Genomic DNA, 17,776 nt, shown 5'->3' with positions numbered 1-17,776 from the left:
TCGGGAAATAAGGCGTCCTATTTCCTCTTGAGCCGCGAAACGGGTGCTTTCCAGGCAAATAGCGGATCGTATTTCCCTATCGGGCAAACTTGCGCGGTGCAGCCCCCCTCACCGCTCCCGCTCACCGCAGCACCGTATACCCCCGCCACTCCTCCGGCAGCAATCGCTGGTACAAGGGCTGCAGATAGCGGTCGTCAATCAGCAGCAGCACGCCACGGTCCGTTTCGGAGCGTATCAACCGACCGCCGGCCTGTTGGACCTTGTTCATGCCGGGGAAGACGTAGGCATACTCGTAGCCGTTCTTCCCCGTCTCATCCAGATAGGACCGGATTAGATTACGCTCCGGCCCCAGCTGCGGCAGACCGACGCCGACGATGGCCACGCCGGTCAACCGCTCCCCGACCAGATCGATCCCTTCGGAGAAGATACCGCCCATGACGGCGAAGCCGACGAGCGTTCCCTCCCGGCCTGCCTGATACTCGGCCAAGAAATTCTCTCGCTCCTCTTCCGGCATCTGCGCCGTCTGCACCAGGATCCGCAGTCCGCTATCCCCTCCCTGTTCAGCCATAAGCTCCATGAACGCTTCCTGCACGCTGCTCATATAAGCATAAGAAGGGAAGAATACCAAATGGTTGCCCTGCCCATGACGAGTCACCATATCATAAATCGAACGGGCGATGGGCTCCCTGCTGCGCTCTCGGTCCTGATAACGCGTGGATAACGGCTGCACGTACACCTCCAACTGCTCTTGGGCGAATGGCGAGGGTACGCTGACGGAGTAATCCTCCTCGCCGGCTCCCAGCGTGTCCATATAGTAGGACAAAGGCGACAGCGTCGCCGAGAAGAACACGTGCGACCGGTACCCTTTGCCCATCTGGCGGAGCAGATGAGACGGGTCCAGACAGATCAGCTTCACGCCGGTCTCGTTCCGTTCGGACGTATACAGCGTCATGTACCGCTCGTCATACAGCTTCGCGATGCGGACGAAGTTATGCGCCTCGAAGTACGTCTCCAGCAGCTGCGGACTCGTAGGGCTGCCTCCCCCTGCCGCAAGCTCTTTCTCCGCGCTAGCAAGGAAAGCATCGAGCAGCCCCAGGAGAGCCTCCGGAAGCTCCGGCTCCGCCATCATGGGCCGTTCGCCGATCCGCTTGCGGAGTGCGATGAAATACTGATTAACGGCTTTGGCCGCATCATGGAGATCGGCGCGCACACCTTTGAACTCCCTCTGCAGTGCAAGGAACGGCGACTTGGTCAACGTACTGCTGTACATCTCTCTGGCCCGGTCAATCAGGTTATGGGCCTCGTCCACCAGCAGCGCCGTTTGCTTTTTCTGCTCGTCGAACAGTCTCTTCAAATTAATGCGCGGATCGAAAATATAGTTATAGTCGCATATGACGGCATCGGCGGCGTAGGCGACATCCAGAGAAAATTCAAAAGGGCAGACGCGGTGCTTCCGCGCATAAGTCTCCATGACACTTCGCGTCATGATCGTCTCCGACCCAAGGAGATCCAGCACCGCTTCGTTGATCCGGTCATAGTAGCCGTCCGCGAATTCGCAATGCTCCTTCGTACACCGGACTTCCTCCTTCAGGCAGACCTTCTCCTTGGCCGTAATCGTCACGACATGCAGTTCGAGACCTCGTGCCTGAAGCAATGCGTAGGCTTCTTCCGCTGCCGTACGTGTAATCGTCTTCGTTGTCAAATAGAAAATCCGCTGCAGCAGCCCCTCTCCAATCGCTTTGACGGAAGGGAACAGCGTCGACATCGTCTTGCCGATCCCGGTCGGCGCCTTGGCGAACAGCTTGCGTCCTTCGCCGATCGATTTATAGACCGCAGCCGCAAGCTTACGCTGGCCCTCCCGGTAGGCGGGAAACGGGAAGGCCAGCTCCTTCACGCTCCGGTCCCTTCGCTGCACATGCTCATAACGCGCATGCGCATATGGGTAATACCGCTCCACCACATCCTGCACGAACAGCTCCAGTTCAGAGAAGGAGGCTTCCCGTATAAACCGGCGCGTCTCTTCCGTATCCACCTGCATATACGTAAGCCTGATACGCATCTGATGAAGCCCGCGGTCTTTGGCCACCATATAGGCATAGCACATCGCTTGCGCCCAATGAACGGGATAGGAATTCTCCTCGATCAAGCCGATGTCCGAAGAGGTGGATTTGATCTCGTCTACCGTTACCGTGCTGCCGTCCGCCTCCTGCAGAAGCCCGTCGCACCGGCCGTCAATGACGAATAACAGCTCCCGGTAAGGGATCTCGGCCGATACGTACACCTCATGCTCGTCCGATTCACGGTATTGCTTTTGCAATTTCTGGTGCGCCTTGGTCCCCTCGGTCAGCGCGACGCTGGTCCGGAAGCTGGAATCGATACTGCCGCTGCTGAATACATATTCCACCAGAGAACGCACGGAAATGCTGATCATTTGGGTCATTAGCCATTCTCCGTCCTAGAACATTTGTTCCTTATTGTAGCATGCGGCAAAGCCAAATATCCACCTCCCTCAGGAAGTGGAACTGTGCTACAATAGCATTGGCTTTTCAAATATTTACCAACCTATTCAGGAAAGGAAGTTCCTATGTTCTTTTTCAGTAAACTCTTCCTTAAACTGCTGCGCTTGGACAACAAATTCACATTCACACTGGCCCTGCTCTTCATTCTGTTATCCGCGATCGGCGCCTATCTCCTGGAGAAGGAAACGTTCGGCAGCATTTTCAACGGGTTGTGGTGGGTGATGACGACCGTGACGACGACGGGATACGGGGACTTCGCGCCCAAAACCGTGGCCGGCAAATGCCTCGGCATCTTTCTGTACATCTTCGGCATCGGTCTCATATCCGTCACGATCAGCAAAGTAATTGACTCACTATTCGTCTATAGACAGCGAAAGGAAGAGGGTAAATTGCGATTTCAAGGCGAACAGCATTTTGTCATCATTGACTGGAGCAAAAATGCCGAATTGGCCATTCAGGAAATATTGAATACGGACACGACAACGGAAGTCGTTTTGATCGATACGTTGGATAAGACACCGATCGTACATAACCGGGTCCATTATATCCGCGGCAATCCCACCCACCTCGAAACGCTCGAAATGGCCAATATGGAGAAGGCCCGCTCCGTCTTCATTTTCGCCAATGAAATCACCGAAGATCAAGCGATGCTGCGCGACCCGTCGTTCGTCGACGGCAAGACGCTGCTCGTAGCCACCACTATCGAGCGCAATTTCCGCAACGTCCACTCCATCGTCGAAATCAAAAACAGTGAAAACATGCAAAATTTCCAGCACGTCAATGTCAACGAATTCATCCTCGGCTCCGAGACCATCTCGCAGTTGGCCGTCCGCTCCGCCTTCTCGCCCGGGTCGTCCCGCGTCGTATCGCAGCTTCTGACCAGGCAATCCAGCAGCAATCTTCATGTGTTGGGCAAAAGAAGCGAATGGCGCACGTACCGCGACGCTTTCGAGCAGCTGCTGGAGGAAGGCGCCACCCTGATCGCCGACCGCGATCAGTTGAACATCAACCGTAAGCTGGATCAGTTGATTCCAGAAGACGCGCAGCTCTTCGTCATTTGCGACGGGGACACGTTCCAGCGCATTTCCGCGCGGGCTTAACGAAACAGGACACCGAACTCTCATTGGCAGAGAGCCGGTGTCCTTCTTTATTTACCCTTTGGGTGCAGCCCAACGAAACGGCGTCGTATTCCAAAACAAATCCGGATTGACCTGCACGTTATGCGCCCAGAAGGTGAAATGCAGATGCGGCCCGGTGGAGAATCCGGTCGTCCCGACCAAACCGATGATGTCCCCTTGTTTCACCCGGTCGCCTGTCTTCACCTTCAGCTCCGACATGTGAGCGTACTGGGAGAACAGCCCCATCCCATGATCGAGATAGATGGAATTGCCGGTCAAGTACAGGCTGTCGGCCAGCGCCACGACCCCGTCGTTGGTCGCTTTGATCGGCGTGCCCTCTTTCGCGGCCAAATCCACCGCCATATGCGCGCTGTCGTATTTCCCGTTCACATAACGGGTATAGCCATACGGCGTCGTCAAAATCCCCTCGATCGGCTTCACGAACGGACCGCTGAACAAGAACTCCGGCTCGGACTTGCTGCGAGCCAGATCGATCTTCTTCTGATCGGCGGCGATTCGCGCCGTATCCTGCTTCATACTCTCCATCTGAGCCGTAACCTTCAGATACTGGGTCTCGAACTTCTTCGGCACGATGGTCAGCGTCTGATCGCCGATCGGGTATTTGCCGGGCTTGACCGCCATCGGAATCGGCAAATACGTGAAATACCCCGCTCCGTACGGCTGAAGCGTGTAGGTTTTGTTCTGCCAGGCGATGGTCCCCGGCTTGTTATGCCGCACCAGCACCGCATCCCCCGGTGCCGCCGTGTCCGGCACGAGCTTCCAATCGGCGCTCATGATGCCCTGAGCAGCTTCCTTCGTCGGATAAAGCGGAAGCTCCTTCGCCAGCAGCTGAAGCCGGTCCTGCTCCTTCCGGATGGCGGCTTTGACCTCCTCGGCCATACCGTCCGACCACGTCTGTCCGCCATCGGCTGTAACGAGCAGCGGGCTCTTCGCATCCTTGGAGCTGACAGGCAGCGCCCAGCCGATTCGCGGCGTCAGGAACTGCGTCATCTTCACGGGAACCTCGGCCGCCCCCAACATAACGGTCTGCGGAGATGGGAAGGCTCCTGTATCTCCCTCCAGGCGCAGCAGCTCCTCGAGCTTCAGTGCTCCCGTTGCAGTGGCAGCGCTTCCAGTCGGTGTTGGCAATGCACCGGCCGCTACGTTCTCTGTCCCTTCCCGCCACTGCGCTCCCCCGTCTTCTGTCACGACGAGGGCGTCCGCGTACCGCACCCAGCCATGTTCCAAATCCTCCATGCGGAATGTCTCGGCTACTCTGGGCGGCGGCGTAGGGGCCGGAGTCGCTGAAGCAGGAGCCGGGTCCGCTCTCGTCCAGGAGGAGACCGGACCGAACGGCGATTTGCCGATCAAGATCACAACACAAGCGGCAAGCAGACAAGCGCCTGCCAATAAAGGCCACTGCCGGCGGCGTTTTGCACGTTTCACAGCATTTATTCCCCCCTGTCCTGCAATGGGCTATGGGTTTCATTCATATGGATATGTGTCCATCATAACATAAAAAGCCCGAAGACAGCATCGTCTCCGGGCTTCGTTTAAATCTGTACGCTTTTCTTTGGTTCTTTCTGATCAATGCTCGTGTTGTTCACGAGAGGAAGCAACTTGACGCTTCGAACCATGGCAGACTGGCATAAATGGCAAGTCGGTTCGTGCTCGAAAGTGAAATTATCCCGCATCCAGCCTTTACAGCCTTCTTGTACACAAGACCATACCGTCACATTTTCTAGAGGCATCTCTTCAAAGGACTTTTTTCTGGAATACATGGTGATCCTCCTCCGTGTATGAACATTTAGTTAAATTGAAAAAGACTGCCATTACGCAAGGTAAGGCAGTCTTTTTAATTATATTACAGTTTTACAACGTTCTCAGCTTGCGGTCCGCGGTTGCCTTGAACAACGTTGAACTCAACTTGTTGACCTTCGTCCAAAGTTTTGAAGCCTTCGCCTTGGATTGCAGAGAAGTGAACGAATACATCGTTGCCGCCTTCAACTTCGATGAAACCGAAACCTTTTTCTGCGTTAAACCATTTCACTGTACCAGTAGCCATGAGTAATACCTCCAAAAAATTATTAACATGTTTTTTATTCTTCAAAGAGAAAAAATTCACACATTATAAAAGGTTCTAACAAAAATGAAAACCCTTTACAATATGTGAATTCAGGTTCTTTTTGTCGATTACGACCATCATATCATATCGCATTTGAAAACGCAAACTATTTCCAGTTCTTACATAGTGATGTAATCGCCCTCCACAGCACAGAAAAACTCCCATACGGGAGTTAGTCGTGGTGGTCTTCACCAAACAAGACGCCTTGAATTTCATTGTTCGCCTCTACGTTAAGCCTCGTTTTGAAATAGTCAACGACGGCCTCGACGGCTTTCTCCGCTTGAAACTCCGAAATGCCCGCTTCCTTGGCGACGTGATCCCGAACGATGTGCTTCATACAGTTTGCCTCCTTTCATGAGGGTTGTTTTCCGACATTTATGTTTTGCAATTAAGGGGAAGTTATGCAGTCCGCCCCAACTTTGGTCTAGGTTTCAATTAGCCTCAAGACCGTTTGCCGGCTTAAGCGAGGTCCCTATACTGAAGGTAATGAAGTTTACTGGGAGGGTCATTCAACGTGTACAGCATAAGTATAGGAGCCATCTTGCTCGGATCGTTATTCTATTTCATTTTCGCCTGGATCGGGAGTGTCAAAGCTTCGCGACTTCTATATAGCGGGAGCCCGGAGCGCATGCATCGCAAAGCGCGCAAGCTGCTCTTCTGGTCGTGGTTCCCCGTCATCCCGGCTGCCGCTGTCATCGGCGCTACGGTTTGGATGCAGCAGACGATGCAGGCTGCTTTCTGGATCGACCGCATGCTGGTCGGGGTGCCGCTGATCGTGCTGCCGCTTCTGACGGTCTGGTTCGTATCGGTGCCGAAGCTGATCAAGCTGCGCGCGCTCACGAAGCCCCTGTCCGGGGAAGGGGAGCCGGCTATTCCCGCGGACCCGGCTATCTATCCAAGAGCGGCGAGTCCCGCTCTCATTCTTCCTTTTCAGATGACGGCGCTGGCCGCATTAACGTCCTTCTATTTCGCCCTTGTGCCGCCGTTCCCGTTCCAGTGGCAGGACATTGCCGTACCGCTGGCCGTTGGCGCAGTAGCGACGGCAGCGCTTTGGTGGAGACACCGGGTGCGGTTCATGCAGGTTAGCAAAACGGAATCCTACACGGCTCCCGCTTTCTGGAGACGGGGCTTGGCCATGCTCGGCGTACTTGCCGTGCTGGCTGCTTCAGGCTACTACCTATTCACGTATGCCATGGAGCGAAGCGAGCTGCCTGCCGAAATCGATATGGCGAGCGGAACGCATGATTATGGCGGGGGCATGCCCGCAGGCACGAACCCGCATAACCACCACAGCGGAATGGCCGCCATGAACGCCTCATCAAGCGGCACGATCTCCGTTGACGAGTTGACCGGTCCCCGCGAAGGGACGCCGGATCGCCGATTCACGCTGACAGCCCAGAAGAAAACGGTCACGCTCAGCTCCGGCAAATCCGTGGAAGCCTGGACGTATAACGGACAAATTCCGGGTCCCGAGCTTCGCATCAAAGAAGGCGAGTTGGTCGAAATCACGCTCGTTAATCAGGATATCGAGCAGGGTGTGACAGCTCATTGGCATGGCCTGGATGTCCCTAACGCGGAGGACGGTGTTGCCGGTGCAACGCAGAATGCCGTTATGCCGGGCGAAACCTACACCTACCGGTTCCGCGCCGAGCAAACGGGCACATTCTGGTACCACTCGCATCAGGACTCTAAGGAAGCCGTCAGCAAGGGGCTGTTCGGAGCGCTGGTCGTAGAGCCCAAGCTCGACCCTTTACAGCCTGTGAAGGACATCACCGTAATGACACATCGTTGGAGCGGCGCTTCGATCGCCATCGGAGCTAACGACGGTCTCGAGCGGATGGCGATTGCTCCGGGAACTCCTGTGCGGATGAGACTGATCAACACCGACGATTGGGTGAATCAGAAGTATACGTTGACCGGCACGCATTACGAGGTTGCCGCCATTGACGGTACGGATTTAAATAAGCCGGATGTGCTGACGAACACCCATATCATTGTGCCTACCGGCGGCCGCTACGACATCACCTTCATCATGCCGGAACGCCCGGTATATCTCGGGGCAGGGGCGAATGGCGCAGGGATTCTGATGTCTGCAGACGGCAGCGGCGACATCCCGGCGATCGCGCCAACCGTTGCCTTCGACCCGATCGCTTACGGCAGCCCGACATCAACGCCTTTTGACGCAAGCAGCCGGTTCGACAGAGCGTTTACGCTTGTTCTGGACAATAAGCTCGGATTCTTCAACCGCAGCTTCGATTTCCTTTACACGCTCAATGGCGAAGTATTCCCCAATACGCCGATGTTCATGGTGAAGGAGGGCGATCTCGTCAAAACGACGATCATCAACCGCGGCAATGTCGAGCATCCGATGCATCTGCACGGGCATCACGTGCTCGTTCTCTCCCACAACGGCAAGCCCTCCACCGGCAGTCCCTGGTGGTCGGACACGTTGGATGTGCAGCCGGGCGATACCTATGAAGTCGCCTTCGTCGCCAATAACCCAGGGCTATGGATGGATCACTGTCACAACCTTGTGCACGCCGCTGCCGGCATGACCATGCATCTGATGTATGAAGGCGTAACGTCGCCTTATACCGTAGGCAGCGGAACAAACAATCATCCCGAGTAAAAAGAGGGAGGGGATGTGCGGTCCATGTCACTATATATAACACATCATTGACAAATCGGTACCGGAGCCGTTACGCTAGAGAAAGCAGGAACATTCGATTGAAACGGAAAAACCGAATACTCTTTTTCGTATAACCTTAATAATCGGATTAAGGGTCTCTACTTAGAAACCGTAAATTTCTAGCTACGAAGAATGTGCGCATTTGCATATTTTTCGTGGCTAGTTTTTTTATGTTCCTGGCGTCATACAATAAACAGAAGCAGGAGGTTTATGCCCATGGCGACTATTCTAATTAAAAACGCGGAGATCGTCACGATGAACCGTGACGGGGATATTTATACCGGAGATATTCTCATTGAGGATGACAAAATTAAGGAAATCGGACCCTATGTGAACGCAGATCCGTCCAAAGCGGATAAAGTGATCGATGCCAGGAACCGCACGGTCATTCCAGGCTTCGTTCAAACGCATATTCATTTATGCCAAACGCTGTTCCGCGGCAAGGGAGATGACCTTGAATTGATGGATTGGCTGAAGCAGCGGATATGGCCGCTTGAAGCGTCCCATGACGAGGAGTCGATCTATTATTCCGCCTTGCTGGGCATCGGCGAGCTGATCCAAAGCGGAACAACGACCATAGTCGATATGGAGACCGTGCACCATACCGATTACGCCTTCCAAGCGATTGCCTCCAGCGGCATCCGCGCGTTGTCCGGGAAAGTCATGATGGACAAAGGCGACGAAGTGCCGTTCCCGCTGCAGGAGAATACGGTCGATTCACTTCAACAAAGCGTCGACTTGTTGGAGAAATGGAACGGACATGACGGCGGCCGCATCCAGTATGCCTTCTCACCGCGATTCGTCATCTCATGTACGGAAGAGCTGCTGCGCGAGGTCCGCAGCCTGTCCGAGCAGTACCAAGTAAAGGTGCATACGCACGCTTCCGAGAATCAGGGCGAGATTGCGATCGTGCAAGCGGAGACCGGCATGCGGAATGTGGTTTATCTCGACCATCTCGGCTTGGCGAATGACCGCCTCATTCTCGCACACTGTATTTGGCTTGACGAGGAGGAGAAGCGGATCATCCGTGAGCGCGGCGTTCATGTCAGCCATTGTCCCGGCTCCAACCTGAAGCTGGCCTCCGGGATCGCGGAGACGCCCGATATGCTGAAGCTCGATATCTCCGTCTCGCTTGGCGCGGATGGGGCGCCGTGCAACAACAATCTCGACATGTTCAACGAGATGCGCCTGGCCGCGCTGATCCAGAAGCCGGTACACGGACCGACGTCGATGAATGCGCAAACGGTCTTCCGCATGGCGACCATCGGCGGAGCCCGCGCCGTCGGTATGGAGCACGAGATCGGCTCCCTCGAGGTCGGCAAGAAGGCCGATCTGGCCATTCTCGATCTGTGCAATTTCCACACGTATCCGTCCTTCGACGTGGATCCGATCTCACGCATCGTTTACTCCGCGACGCGCGCCGACGTGGAGACGACGATTATCGGCGGGCGGATCGTCATGGAGAACCGGATCATGCGGACGATCGATAAGGAGATCGTCCTTCCGGAAGCGAACCGCTCCATTCAGCGCTTGCTGAAGCGCGCTAATCTGCGTTAGACGTTCATTAGGCCTACTGTCCGACAGCCTTTCCGGTTGCGGACAGCAGGCTTTTTTGATTAATGGGCATAGAGCAGCTTTCCCGCCTCCAGCTTACTCAGATTGGCCACATCGCGCGACGGGTCCTTCTTGAGGATGGCTTCCTTCTGCGTCTTCGTAGCAGGCTCTTTGCGGATGATGTCATTCAAGTTATCGTAAGCGACTTTCTTGATGATGACCGGATCACCGATCGCATCCAAAACGCGATACATCGCTTCGATCGCAGCATGCTCCGACGCTAGACCGTATCCGGAGTCGGTGCTGAGCATGAATTTGTCCGGGTACTGCTTAATGACCGGAAGGAAATCCTCCAGCTTGTTGCCGCTATCCGGATTCAACAGGGTGAAGCCTGCGAAAAAATCCATGTAGATGTTATCATATTTCTCCAACAAAGATTTGATATTTTGCGGCGAATTGTAGGCGTTGGCATGTCCGAAGATAAACGTCGTCTTCGGGTGCGCCTTCAAAGCTTCCTCCAATTTATCGATAACAAAGCCGTTCGGAGGATCGATGTGCAGCAGAATCGGAGCTTGATACTCCGCACAAAGCTCATAGATTTGCGGGAGATAACCGTCCATCGGATCCATCGCCTTCCATTCCACCGTGGATACGACCGGTGAGTTGTAGGAGGCTCCCGCCACCTCGCCGAGCCCGAAGTAACCCCGCTCCAGTTTGTTCCGAACCATCTCCAGGCTGGAGGGAGCATGCAAATCGAAGCCGGAGAAGTACGGGATATAGAAATCAGGCTTCGCCAGGTAGGCATCCCACGCGTAGGCGTCGGTTCGAAAGGCGCTGAACTCCGAGACATCTCCGAAAATCACAACACGATCCACGGCATCGCGTTTCCACGTATTTCCCATACTTGTATATTTGGAATCACTGGCATCATGATTGTGAGCATCGGCAAGCGGCAATGAGCCGTATTTCTGTAGAAGTTCGTCGAAGCTTCCGACTGCCGGGGATGCGGAAGGCGTTCCTGTTGTAACGTTCTCCGGTGTTGCCGCTTGGCTTGCCCCTCCCCGAGCAGGGAACGAACGGAATCCCCATACACCAAATCCGACACAGAGGATCGCTATACTTACAATTACGAGTGAGCTGCCTTTCCATTTAGACCCGGACATCACTACCCCTCATTTCAGGACGATTGTAGAAATTCCCCTTTTATCAAACGTTTCAGGGATTGCCCAATATTTTCCACATACAAGTTCCCAATCCTTCTTTTCACCATATACTATTGCAATTAATCGTAACGGGAAGGGGACCCCTATGACGAACTTCTCAAGGCCTCTTATCCAGCAAATGGCTCAAGTCAGGCAGGTTAAACCAGAAGTGCTTATGAAGCAGACCTTACCACAGGTCATCAAAATCGTACCCGTAGCCGGTCAAGTCGGCGACATCCGTGTCAACTCCGCAACTGGCCGCGTCTATTTCGTTCATAGCGAGAACCAGATAGGCGTGTTGGACGGTACGACCAACCGAGTCATCCGGAATATAACAGCTGGGGACGGCACCACGTTCTTGGCCGTCAACGCCTTCACCAATCGGATTTATGCTACGAATTTCCGCTCGAATACCGTCACAGTCATTGACGGCGGCAGCAATAACGTCGTGACTAGCGTGCCGGTTGGCGTTCGTCCATTCGGCATCGCCGTTCATACCGGGCGCAACCGCATCTATGTCGCCAATACGAACGGATCCATTAGTGTTATTGACGGCAAGACCAACCGCATCCTCAAGACGTTCCGCGTAGGAGGATCACCCGCCCTCATCGCCGTTAACGAAAGAACCAACCGGATCTACGTCACGAATACGGGCATGGACTCCGTCCATGTGATCAACGGATCGACACTGGCATTGGTGAAGACGATCAAAGTCGGACGAAATCCGATCATTACTCCCGGCATCGTCCCCCAGACGAACCGGATTTATGTGGCCAATAACTTGAGCCGTTATGCCTCGGTCATTTCCGGTTCCACCTTGGGCGCAAGCGTTCCGGTTCAACTCGGAAGACTGCAGAGCGAGCTTGCCGTCAACAGCGCCTTAAACCGCATTTATATCACTAGCGCGCAGCAGGTGAGCAAGGGCAAGCTATTCGTCATCAACGGACAGTCCAATGCTGTTGCACGAAAGTTAACCATCCCGACCTACGCTTCACTTCTTGTCAATCCATTGACGAATCGATTCTATGTCGGGGACACGGAAACAAGGGATTTGTTCGTCTACAACGGACTCACGAACTCGCTGGCGGTGAAGCTGCGAACCGGCCAATCCGCCGGGAACATGGCTTTGAACACACAAAACAACCGGATCTATGTCGGCAATGAACAATCCATTACCGTCGTGCAGGATCGTTAATGAGCAAAGCCTCCGAACATTCGCACAAGCGAATTTGGAGGCTTTTGTCCATCGTCGCATAGGGTCGACTAGGATGCCGATACGACGTGGGTGCGCGTTCAGGCAGCATGCTCTGTACTGGCGGTTGGCGTGCAGCTTGGTTTTTATTTTTAATTTACAGAAAATACGAAACATTCGTATTTATCTAATTTTAAAAGTTTCTGCTTCAGTAGCAACCAGAAGCATGATCGGGGTAATCGAGAGGTTGGATCCGAGAAATAGAGAACTATTTGTATATACAGTGTTGGATTATAGCGATTATTTAATAGTTAGAAAATACCAAAAATTTATTTTGTGGAAATAAAAGATAAAACCATCGACATTTTTTGAAGTTCATTTGACAAGAAGTCTTAATATTCCTAAATTTTTTTAATGGAAAAATTCGTAAGGAAATCGGCTGCGCAAACGTATCAAAGAAGCAATTCCAATTTTCGGAGCAAAAAGAGGGAGGAACCGCTCCGACATACACGGGGTCTCCTGACAGAGGCCAGAAATCGGGCGCAAGCAGACAGCAAAAAACCTCCATACTACGAATTTCGCATCGTTGTTGGAGGCATTTGTGAAACCTATTGTCAGGAGAGAAGCCCTAGCCATTGCCAGTAGGGGATACATAATATCGCGAGCAGCAAAACAGCCGCAGCGTAACCAAGCGCGATGATCTGGCCCTGCCGATGGCTGAACGCTTTGCCTTCCGAACTGTAATAGGCTGTCAGATAGGTAGGCGATTGATACGCGAAGAAGAACGGATCCGTTGACAGCAGCACGACGAAAACGAGAATCCACGGATGGACCCCGGCCTGCTCGGCAAGAGGGAGCAGCGCTGTCACGAGCAGGATAACCGCCGGATCATCCCTTACGATCAATGTGACTGCGAACGACAGTACGATCGCGGCGGGCAGGAAGTAGATCGGCGATGAGACGAAAACCCCCATATGACCTCCCAGGAAGGCCGAGAGCGCCTCAACCAGCCCCAGTTCGCTCGCTGCCGTAGAGAAGCTGAAGGCTACGCCTAGGAAGAGCAGGAACGTCCAGTCAATGCCCGTGGAGATTGTCCGCCGGTCCAGCACGCCGCTGATGACTAACACGGCGAAACCGATCAGCATGACCCAGGCGCTGTCCACGCCGTGCAGCGGCTGAAGAACGAGCGCCGCGATGCTGCCAAGTACGGTGCATAGCGCGATGCGCTCTTCGCGGGACAGCGGTCCCAGCAACCGCAGCTGTTCGTCCAGCACTTCGCCCGAAACCGGCTTCGCCGACTCCGTTTTGCGGAACATGAAGAACAGGAGCGCGAGCAGCACTCCGCCGAATATCAGAAAAGCAGGGAGCGCATACATCAGCCATTGGATCCAGTTGACCGGCGAGCCCGACGAGACGAGGCCGTAAGCCATCACGTTCGTGTACGAGCCTGTGAGCACGAATGGCGCCGTAAAGCCGTAGAAGAGCATTGCGGTTAATCCTAGCCCCGCTGCGCCTCGGCTCCCCGCCTTGAAGCCCATGGATTCCGACAGCGTCTGCGCAATAGGGACGCCAAGCGAGACTTTCGCCGACGAAGAGGGGATCAGCGGGTTGAGCATGACGCCGCCGGCGACAATCCCCCACAGCTGCCCCCGATAATGAGCAGGAAACCGCTTTAAGGCATGAAGGGAGAAGCGGTACAGGAAGCCCGACTTCGTAATGACGGCGCTCATCGCCATGATGAAGATCATGTACAGCCACGTTGGCGTGGCGAAACCCGACAAGGCCACCTCGGGCTCGACCACACCGCCGAGCACCCACAGCATGGCCATGCCCAGGGCTACGATGTAATCCGGCATGATCCCCGAGATCCAGAGAATGACGGCGGCCAGCCCGATGCCGATGAAGTCCATGCTTTGCTGTGACAGACCCGCCACCGGATCAGCCAGATGGAAGCCGAGCACGGACAGCACGGCAAGAACGACCGCCGCAATGCCCAACAGGCGGCTGCGGCCCGCAAGCCGGCGTGCGCTCTCGGCGAGAAACTCGCTCTTGCTCCTGGCCAGCATCTGCTTAGCCAGCCCATAGATCCGGTCCTCGCTGATCTTGGACCGATCCCGCTGCCCTTGCCCCTGCTGCCGGGTCTCTGCCAGCTGCAAATATTCCAGCGCAAGCTGCTTTCTTCCCAGCTTGCGGCACAGCTCGGCTCCCCGCTCGTAGAGCGTAATGAGCTGCTGCGCCGAATAGGCGGCCCCTTGCTTGTCCAGTGCCGCCTCGACGATGGACAAGCCCGCCTCCGGCGCGTGCTCCGCGCAATAGCGGAGGTGCTCCAGCATGACCGTATACAGCTCGGTCAACCTCTCATGCGGGCAGCGCCGGAGCGCTTGCCCGATCGCCTGCCGCTGCGGATCCGACTCCGCCAGCGCAGCCCCGGCAGCCGCGGCCAACTCCAGCGCGAGCTCCCACTCGCCTCGCTCCGCATAAATCTCTATCGCGGCAGCCCATTCCCTCTCGGCCAGGTAGAAGGACGCAGCCTGTTCCGCCCACAGCTGCTGTAGGCTGCTGCTGCAGTTCTGCGGCACGAGATCCAGCATCGTGCGTATCATTTCCTCGCGTACGTGAAGGAAACCGTCCGCTCTGCGTACCAAATGCTCCAAGCCATGCGGGACCTCGCCATTTGCAGGCAGCTCCTGCTGAAAGACATGCACAGCCAGCTTCTCGCTCATCCCTCTCAAGCAGGCGCATGCGAAGAGAAAGTCCCGCGTAGGCTCCGCCAGCTGCGCAAGCTCCTGCGTCAGCCAGGCGGCCTTCGCTTCCTTAGAAGCCTGCAAGCGGTCATTGGTCGACACCAGCCGCTGGGAAAGCAAGCGAATAAAATATGACGATATCTGCGGCTGATCGATAATTAATCGCTCGAACGTCTCCCTGTCGATTTCATACAACACACTGTCTACAGCCATGACGGCAGTTGCCGACCGGGGCTCATTGGTCAATAAAGCCATCTCGCCAAGCGCATCGCCGGGATGCAGCTGCGCTAGCGATTGCCGGGCGCCGTCCGGCTTCTGGGAGAAAAGCTCGATTCTCCCGCTCTCGATCAGATACATCCGGTCTCCGGGATCGCCTTGTTCGAACAGCACGGACCCCGCTTCCCGCTCCAGCTTCTCCAGCTTACCCAAGAGCTTGGCTAATTCTATGTTGGAGAAATTTTTGAACATCTCCATATGTTTAATTGCCATGCACAATCTACACTCCTGACTGAACTTATGTACAACTGTAAAGCTTACAAAGATTACTGTACTCTCGATACGCATGGTCTGTAAACCAGAACATGAAAGGCAGCCCCTGCTCGTGGAAGGGAGAGGTGGAGGTTGAAGTTGAAGCAGTTGCAGTTGCAGTTGCAGTAACTGTGGAAGTAGCAGTAGAGAAGCAGTAGCAGTTAGCAGTTAGCAGTAGCAGCAGTTGAAGTAGCAGAGGTAAAGGTAAAGGTTGAGGTTGAGAGGTGGAAGTAAATGTAGATGTGAGTCAGGAAGAGGAAGAGGTACAGGCAGAGCTAGGTAGAATAAGTTCGCGCCGAGGAGGTGTTGGCGTAATAAGACGTTTACCGAACGAGATGAAGAAGATGCTGCTCAACTTCGATGTGATGGATCCATCCTAACGTTGTACTAGGTGGTCCAGGCGTGACCATGGCGCCACTGAGTGGCGCAAATGGAATTTCTCCTGTTAAATGGACGAGTTGGGGAGCGATTTGGTCAAATTACTGGAAAAGCTCCCGTTATTTCATACGATCTTCCCAATAATTCGCCTTCAATGGGCAGATTAACTGGAGGAATTCCAGGTACGGGGCATGCGAGAGGCTCTTGTGGAAAATATAGCAGGAGAAATTCCAGCTAAGCACCTCCAGCGGTTACGGTTAGGACGATTCAACCCGTCTGATGGATCCATCCTAACGTTGTACTTGGTGGTCCAGGCGTGACCATGGCGCCTCAGAGTGGCGTAAACGGAGTTTCTCCTGTTAAATGGACGAGTTGGGGCGCGATCTGGTCAAATTACTGGAAAAGCTCCCGTTATTTCATACGATCTTCCCAATAATTCGCCTTCAATGGGCAGATTAACTGGAGGAATTCCAGCTACGGGGCATGCGAGAGGCTCTTCTGAAGCATTTAGCAGGAGAAATTCCAGCTAAGCTTAAAAACCTCCAACGGTTAGAACGACTCCTCACCCGCATCCACATCCACATCCAGAAGAAGCAAGAAGCAATGCTGCACAACCCAGACGCCTGATAGATCTCCACAGAAAGAAATATGCGCAAAAAAAGAACAACTCTTAACTTATCGTTAAGAGTTGTTCTCCGAACTGCTATCTATGCAAGCTAAAGCTTACAGCTTCACAACGTTCTCAGCTTGTGGTCCGCGGTTGCCTTGAACAACGTTGAACTCAACTTGTTGACCTTCGTCCAAAGTTTTGAAGCCTTCGCCTTGAATTGCGGAGAAATGTACGAATACATCGTTGCCGCCTTCAACTTCGATAAAGCCAAAACCTTTCTCTGCGTTAAACCATTTAACTGTTCCTACTGCCATGGGTAATACCTCCAAAAGTTTAATTAACATGTCTTTTTTCTTGTTTCGAACAAAAAAATTACACATTGGAAAAGGCTTCACCGTTTTAAAATGATAACCCTTTGCAATACGCAATTAGGTTTTACCCTTCAAGACTAATATTACTGTACCACACATAATTGGGTAATGCAATTATCCATCGGAGGCATTTGCTGCCAAAGAAATTAGCTCGTCTTTATCCTCCAATTTCAGCGCAATTGCCAGCGCCAATGCGACATCTTTCGACGGCTGCATTCGACCGTTTTCGATGGAGTTAAGGAGGGAATAGCTGACGCCCGCTTTCTCTCCAAGTTTGCGAAGCGTTAAATTTTGCGCTTGTCTCAACGCTTTCAGCTTCATATGAAAAGCCACGCCCGTCCCTCCTCGTTTACTTGCTCATCTGTCTGCGAATTTCTGCTCTAATTTTGTCGAAAGGGTCCTGCCATCCGGGGGGCTTAATGGTTTTACCAAATTCGTTCTTATGGACTAGACCGTCCGGCCAAACTTTGGCCATATTCGCTCCGTGTACGATGTCAAAAATCGGCCCCGGCTCGACCCCTAATTCGACCAAGGTGCCAAGTACGAAGTACAATTCGTCGATCATGGCATCCACTTCGTCTTCCAGCGTCGCCGCCTCCTTAAACTCATCCAGCTCCTCTTGCATCCAAGCCAAACGGGCTGCCTTACGGCTCTCCGTCAAACGCTGGGGGGTCGCTCCTACCGGGTGCTCAAAGGTTTCATGAAACTTTTTGACATCTTCATACGCTTTGTTCAAGTTCATCTCG

General features: G+C 53.9%; 14 protein-coding genes and 1 riboswitch. Of the genes, 4 read left to right on the top strand and 10 right to left on the bottom strand.

Translation table 11 applies throughout. The annotated features are described in order from the left end of the window. Window positions 1–121: 121 nt before the first annotated feature. On the bottom strand, window positions 122–2,440 hold the full coding sequence (locus J2X61_RS25510; RefSeq protein ID WP_310191789.1) for an ATP-dependent DNA helicase: 2,319 nt from the start codon (window positions 2,438–2,440) through the stop codon (window positions 122–124). A 144-nt stretch (window positions 2,441–2,584) separates the two neighbouring features. Here J2X61_RS25510 and J2X61_RS25505 point away from each other — a divergent pair, with 144 nt between their 5' ends. Next, complete coding sequence (locus J2X61_RS25505) at window positions 2,585–3,619, top strand: ion channel (RefSeq protein ID WP_310191786.1); 1,035 nt, start codon at window positions 2,585–2,587, stop codon at window positions 3,617–3,619. A gap of 51 nt (window positions 3,620–3,670) precedes the next feature. Here the strand turns inward: J2X61_RS25505 and J2X61_RS25500 are convergent, their stop codons facing one another. The 4 genes from J2X61_RS25500 to J2X61_RS25485 all read right to left on the bottom strand — a co-directional run bounded on the left by J2X61_RS25500 (window position 3,671) and on the right by J2X61_RS25485 (window position 6,099). After that, window positions 3,671–5,083, bottom strand: a complete 1,413-nt coding sequence (locus J2X61_RS25500) for a M23 family metallopeptidase (protein ID WP_310191782.1) — start codon at window positions 5,081–5,083, stop codon at window positions 3,671–3,673. 107 nt (window positions 5,084–5,190) lie between these two features. Continuing rightward, window positions 5,191–5,418: a cold-shock protein gene (locus tag J2X61_RS25495; RefSeq protein ID WP_274471829.1), complete on the bottom strand. Its 228-nt coding sequence runs from the start codon at window positions 5,416–5,418 to the stop codon at window positions 5,191–5,193. Window positions 5,419–5,501: 83 nt separating this feature from the next. Next, entirely contained in the window at window positions 5,502–5,702 is a 201-nt protein-coding gene (locus tag J2X61_RS25490) for a cold-shock protein (protein ID WP_274471830.1), read from the bottom strand. Window positions 5,703–5,934: 232 nt separating this feature from the next. After that, window positions 5,935–6,099, bottom strand: coding sequence for a hypothetical protein (locus tag J2X61_RS25485; protein ID WP_274471831.1), 165 nt, complete (start codon window positions 6,097–6,099; stop codon window positions 5,935–5,937). Window positions 6,100–6,276: 177 nt separating this feature from the next. Here J2X61_RS25485 and J2X61_RS25480 point away from each other — a divergent pair, with 177 nt between their 5' ends. Continuing rightward, a complete protein-coding gene (locus tag J2X61_RS25480) occupies window positions 6,277–8,391 on the top strand; it encodes a multicopper oxidase family protein (protein ID WP_310191777.1) in 2,115 nt (704 codons plus the stop codon). 106 nt (window positions 8,392–8,497) lie between these two features. Then, window positions 8,498–8,597: riboswitch (purine riboswitch) on the top strand. 70 nt (window positions 8,598–8,667) lie between these two features. Next, the gene (locus J2X61_RS25475; protein ID WP_274471833.1) at window positions 8,668–10,008 is read left to right on the top strand and encodes a 5'-deoxyadenosine deaminase; all 1,341 of its coding nucleotides are present in this window, start codon (window positions 8,668–8,670) and stop codon (window positions 10,006–10,008) included. A 59-nt stretch (window positions 10,009–10,067) separates the two neighbouring features. Here the strand turns inward: J2X61_RS25475 and J2X61_RS25470 are convergent, their stop codons facing one another. Then, a complete protein-coding gene (locus J2X61_RS25470) occupies window positions 10,068–11,168 on the bottom strand; it encodes an amidohydrolase family protein (protein ID WP_310191773.1) in 1,101 nt (366 codons plus the stop codon). A 145-nt stretch (window positions 11,169–11,313) separates the two neighbouring features. Between J2X61_RS25470 and J2X61_RS25465 the strand changes: the two genes are divergently transcribed. Beyond that, a complete protein-coding gene (locus J2X61_RS25465; RefSeq protein ID WP_274471835.1) occupies window positions 11,314–12,402 on the top strand; it encodes a YncE family protein in 1,089 nt (362 codons plus the stop codon). A gap of 611 nt (window positions 12,403–13,013) precedes the next feature. Here J2X61_RS25465 and J2X61_RS25460 read toward each other — a convergent pair. The 4 genes from J2X61_RS25460 to J2X61_RS25445 all read right to left on the bottom strand — a co-directional run bounded on the left by J2X61_RS25460 (window position 13,014) and on the right by J2X61_RS25445 (window position 17,772). Further along, window positions 13,014–15,632: an SLC13 family permease gene (locus J2X61_RS25460; RefSeq protein ID WP_310191769.1), complete on the bottom strand. Its 2,619-nt coding sequence runs from the start codon at window positions 15,630–15,632 to the stop codon at window positions 13,014–13,016. 1,140 nt (window positions 15,633–16,772) lie between these two features. Beyond that, complete coding sequence (locus tag J2X61_RS25455) at window positions 16,773–16,973, bottom strand: cold-shock protein (protein ID WP_126140957.1); 201 nt, start codon at window positions 16,971–16,973, stop codon at window positions 16,773–16,775. Between the two features lie 171 nt (window positions 16,974–17,144). Further along, the gene (locus J2X61_RS25450; protein ID WP_274471837.1) at window positions 17,145–17,363 is read right to left on the bottom strand and encodes a helix-turn-helix domain-containing protein; all 219 of its coding nucleotides are present in this window, start codon (window positions 17,361–17,363) and stop codon (window positions 17,145–17,147) included. A 16-nt stretch (window positions 17,364–17,379) separates the two neighbouring features. Next, window positions 17,380–17,772: a pyrophosphohydrolase domain-containing protein gene (locus J2X61_RS25445; RefSeq protein ID WP_310191763.1), complete on the bottom strand. Its 393-nt coding sequence runs from the start codon at window positions 17,770–17,772 to the stop codon at window positions 17,380–17,382. Between the last annotated feature and the right edge of the window lie 4 nt (window positions 17,773–17,776).

The sequence above is a fragment of the Bacillus sp. 3255 genome, assembly GCF_031456485.1.
GTDB lineage: Bacteria > Bacillota > Bacilli > Paenibacillales > NBRC-103111 > Paenibacillus_E.
Note: the sequence above shows the minus strand (reverse complement) of the source record. Positions and strands in the feature narration are given on the sequence as shown.

Excerpts from the sequence above, each read along its gene's own strand:
- J2X61_RS25460 (WP_310191769.1), bottom strand. The coding sequence starts at position 15,632 with ATGGCAATTAAACATATGGAGATGTTCAAAAATTTCTCCAACATAGAA.
- J2X61_RS25495 (WP_274471829.1), bottom strand. The coding sequence starts at position 5,418 with ATGTATTCCAGAAAAAAGTCCTTTGAAGAGATGCCTCTAGAAAATGTG.
- J2X61_RS25465 (WP_274471835.1), top strand. The coding sequence starts at position 11,314 with ATGACGAACTTCTCAAGGCCTCTTATCCAGCAAATGGCTCAAGTCAGG.
- J2X61_RS25510 (WP_310191789.1), bottom strand. The coding sequence starts at position 2,440 with ATGACCCAAATGATCAGCATTTCCGTGCGTTCTCTGGTGGAATATGTA.
- J2X61_RS25445 (WP_310191763.1), bottom strand. The coding sequence starts at position 17,772 with ATGAACTTGAACAAAGCGTATGAAGATGTCAAAAAGTTTCATGAAACC.
- J2X61_RS25505 (WP_310191786.1), top strand. The coding sequence starts at position 2,585 with ATGTTCTTTTTCAGTAAACTCTTCCTTAAACTGCTGCGCTTGGACAAC.
- J2X61_RS25455 (WP_126140957.1), bottom strand. The coding sequence starts at position 16,973 with ATGGCAGTAGGAACAGTTAAATGGTTTAACGCAGAGAAAGGTTTTGGC.
- J2X61_RS25490 (WP_274471830.1), bottom strand. The coding sequence starts at position 5,702 with ATGGCTACTGGTACAGTGAAATGGTTTAACGCAGAAAAAGGTTTCGGT.
- J2X61_RS25475 (WP_274471833.1), top strand. The coding sequence starts at position 8,668 with ATGGCGACTATTCTAATTAAAAACGCGGAGATCGTCACGATGAACCGT.
- J2X61_RS25485 (WP_274471831.1), bottom strand. The coding sequence starts at position 6,099 with ATGAAGCACATCGTTCGGGATCACGTCGCCAAGGAAGCGGGCATTTCG.
- J2X61_RS25470 (WP_310191773.1), bottom strand. The coding sequence starts at position 11,168 with ATGTCCGGGTCTAAATGGAAAGGCAGCTCACTCGTAATTGTAAGTATA.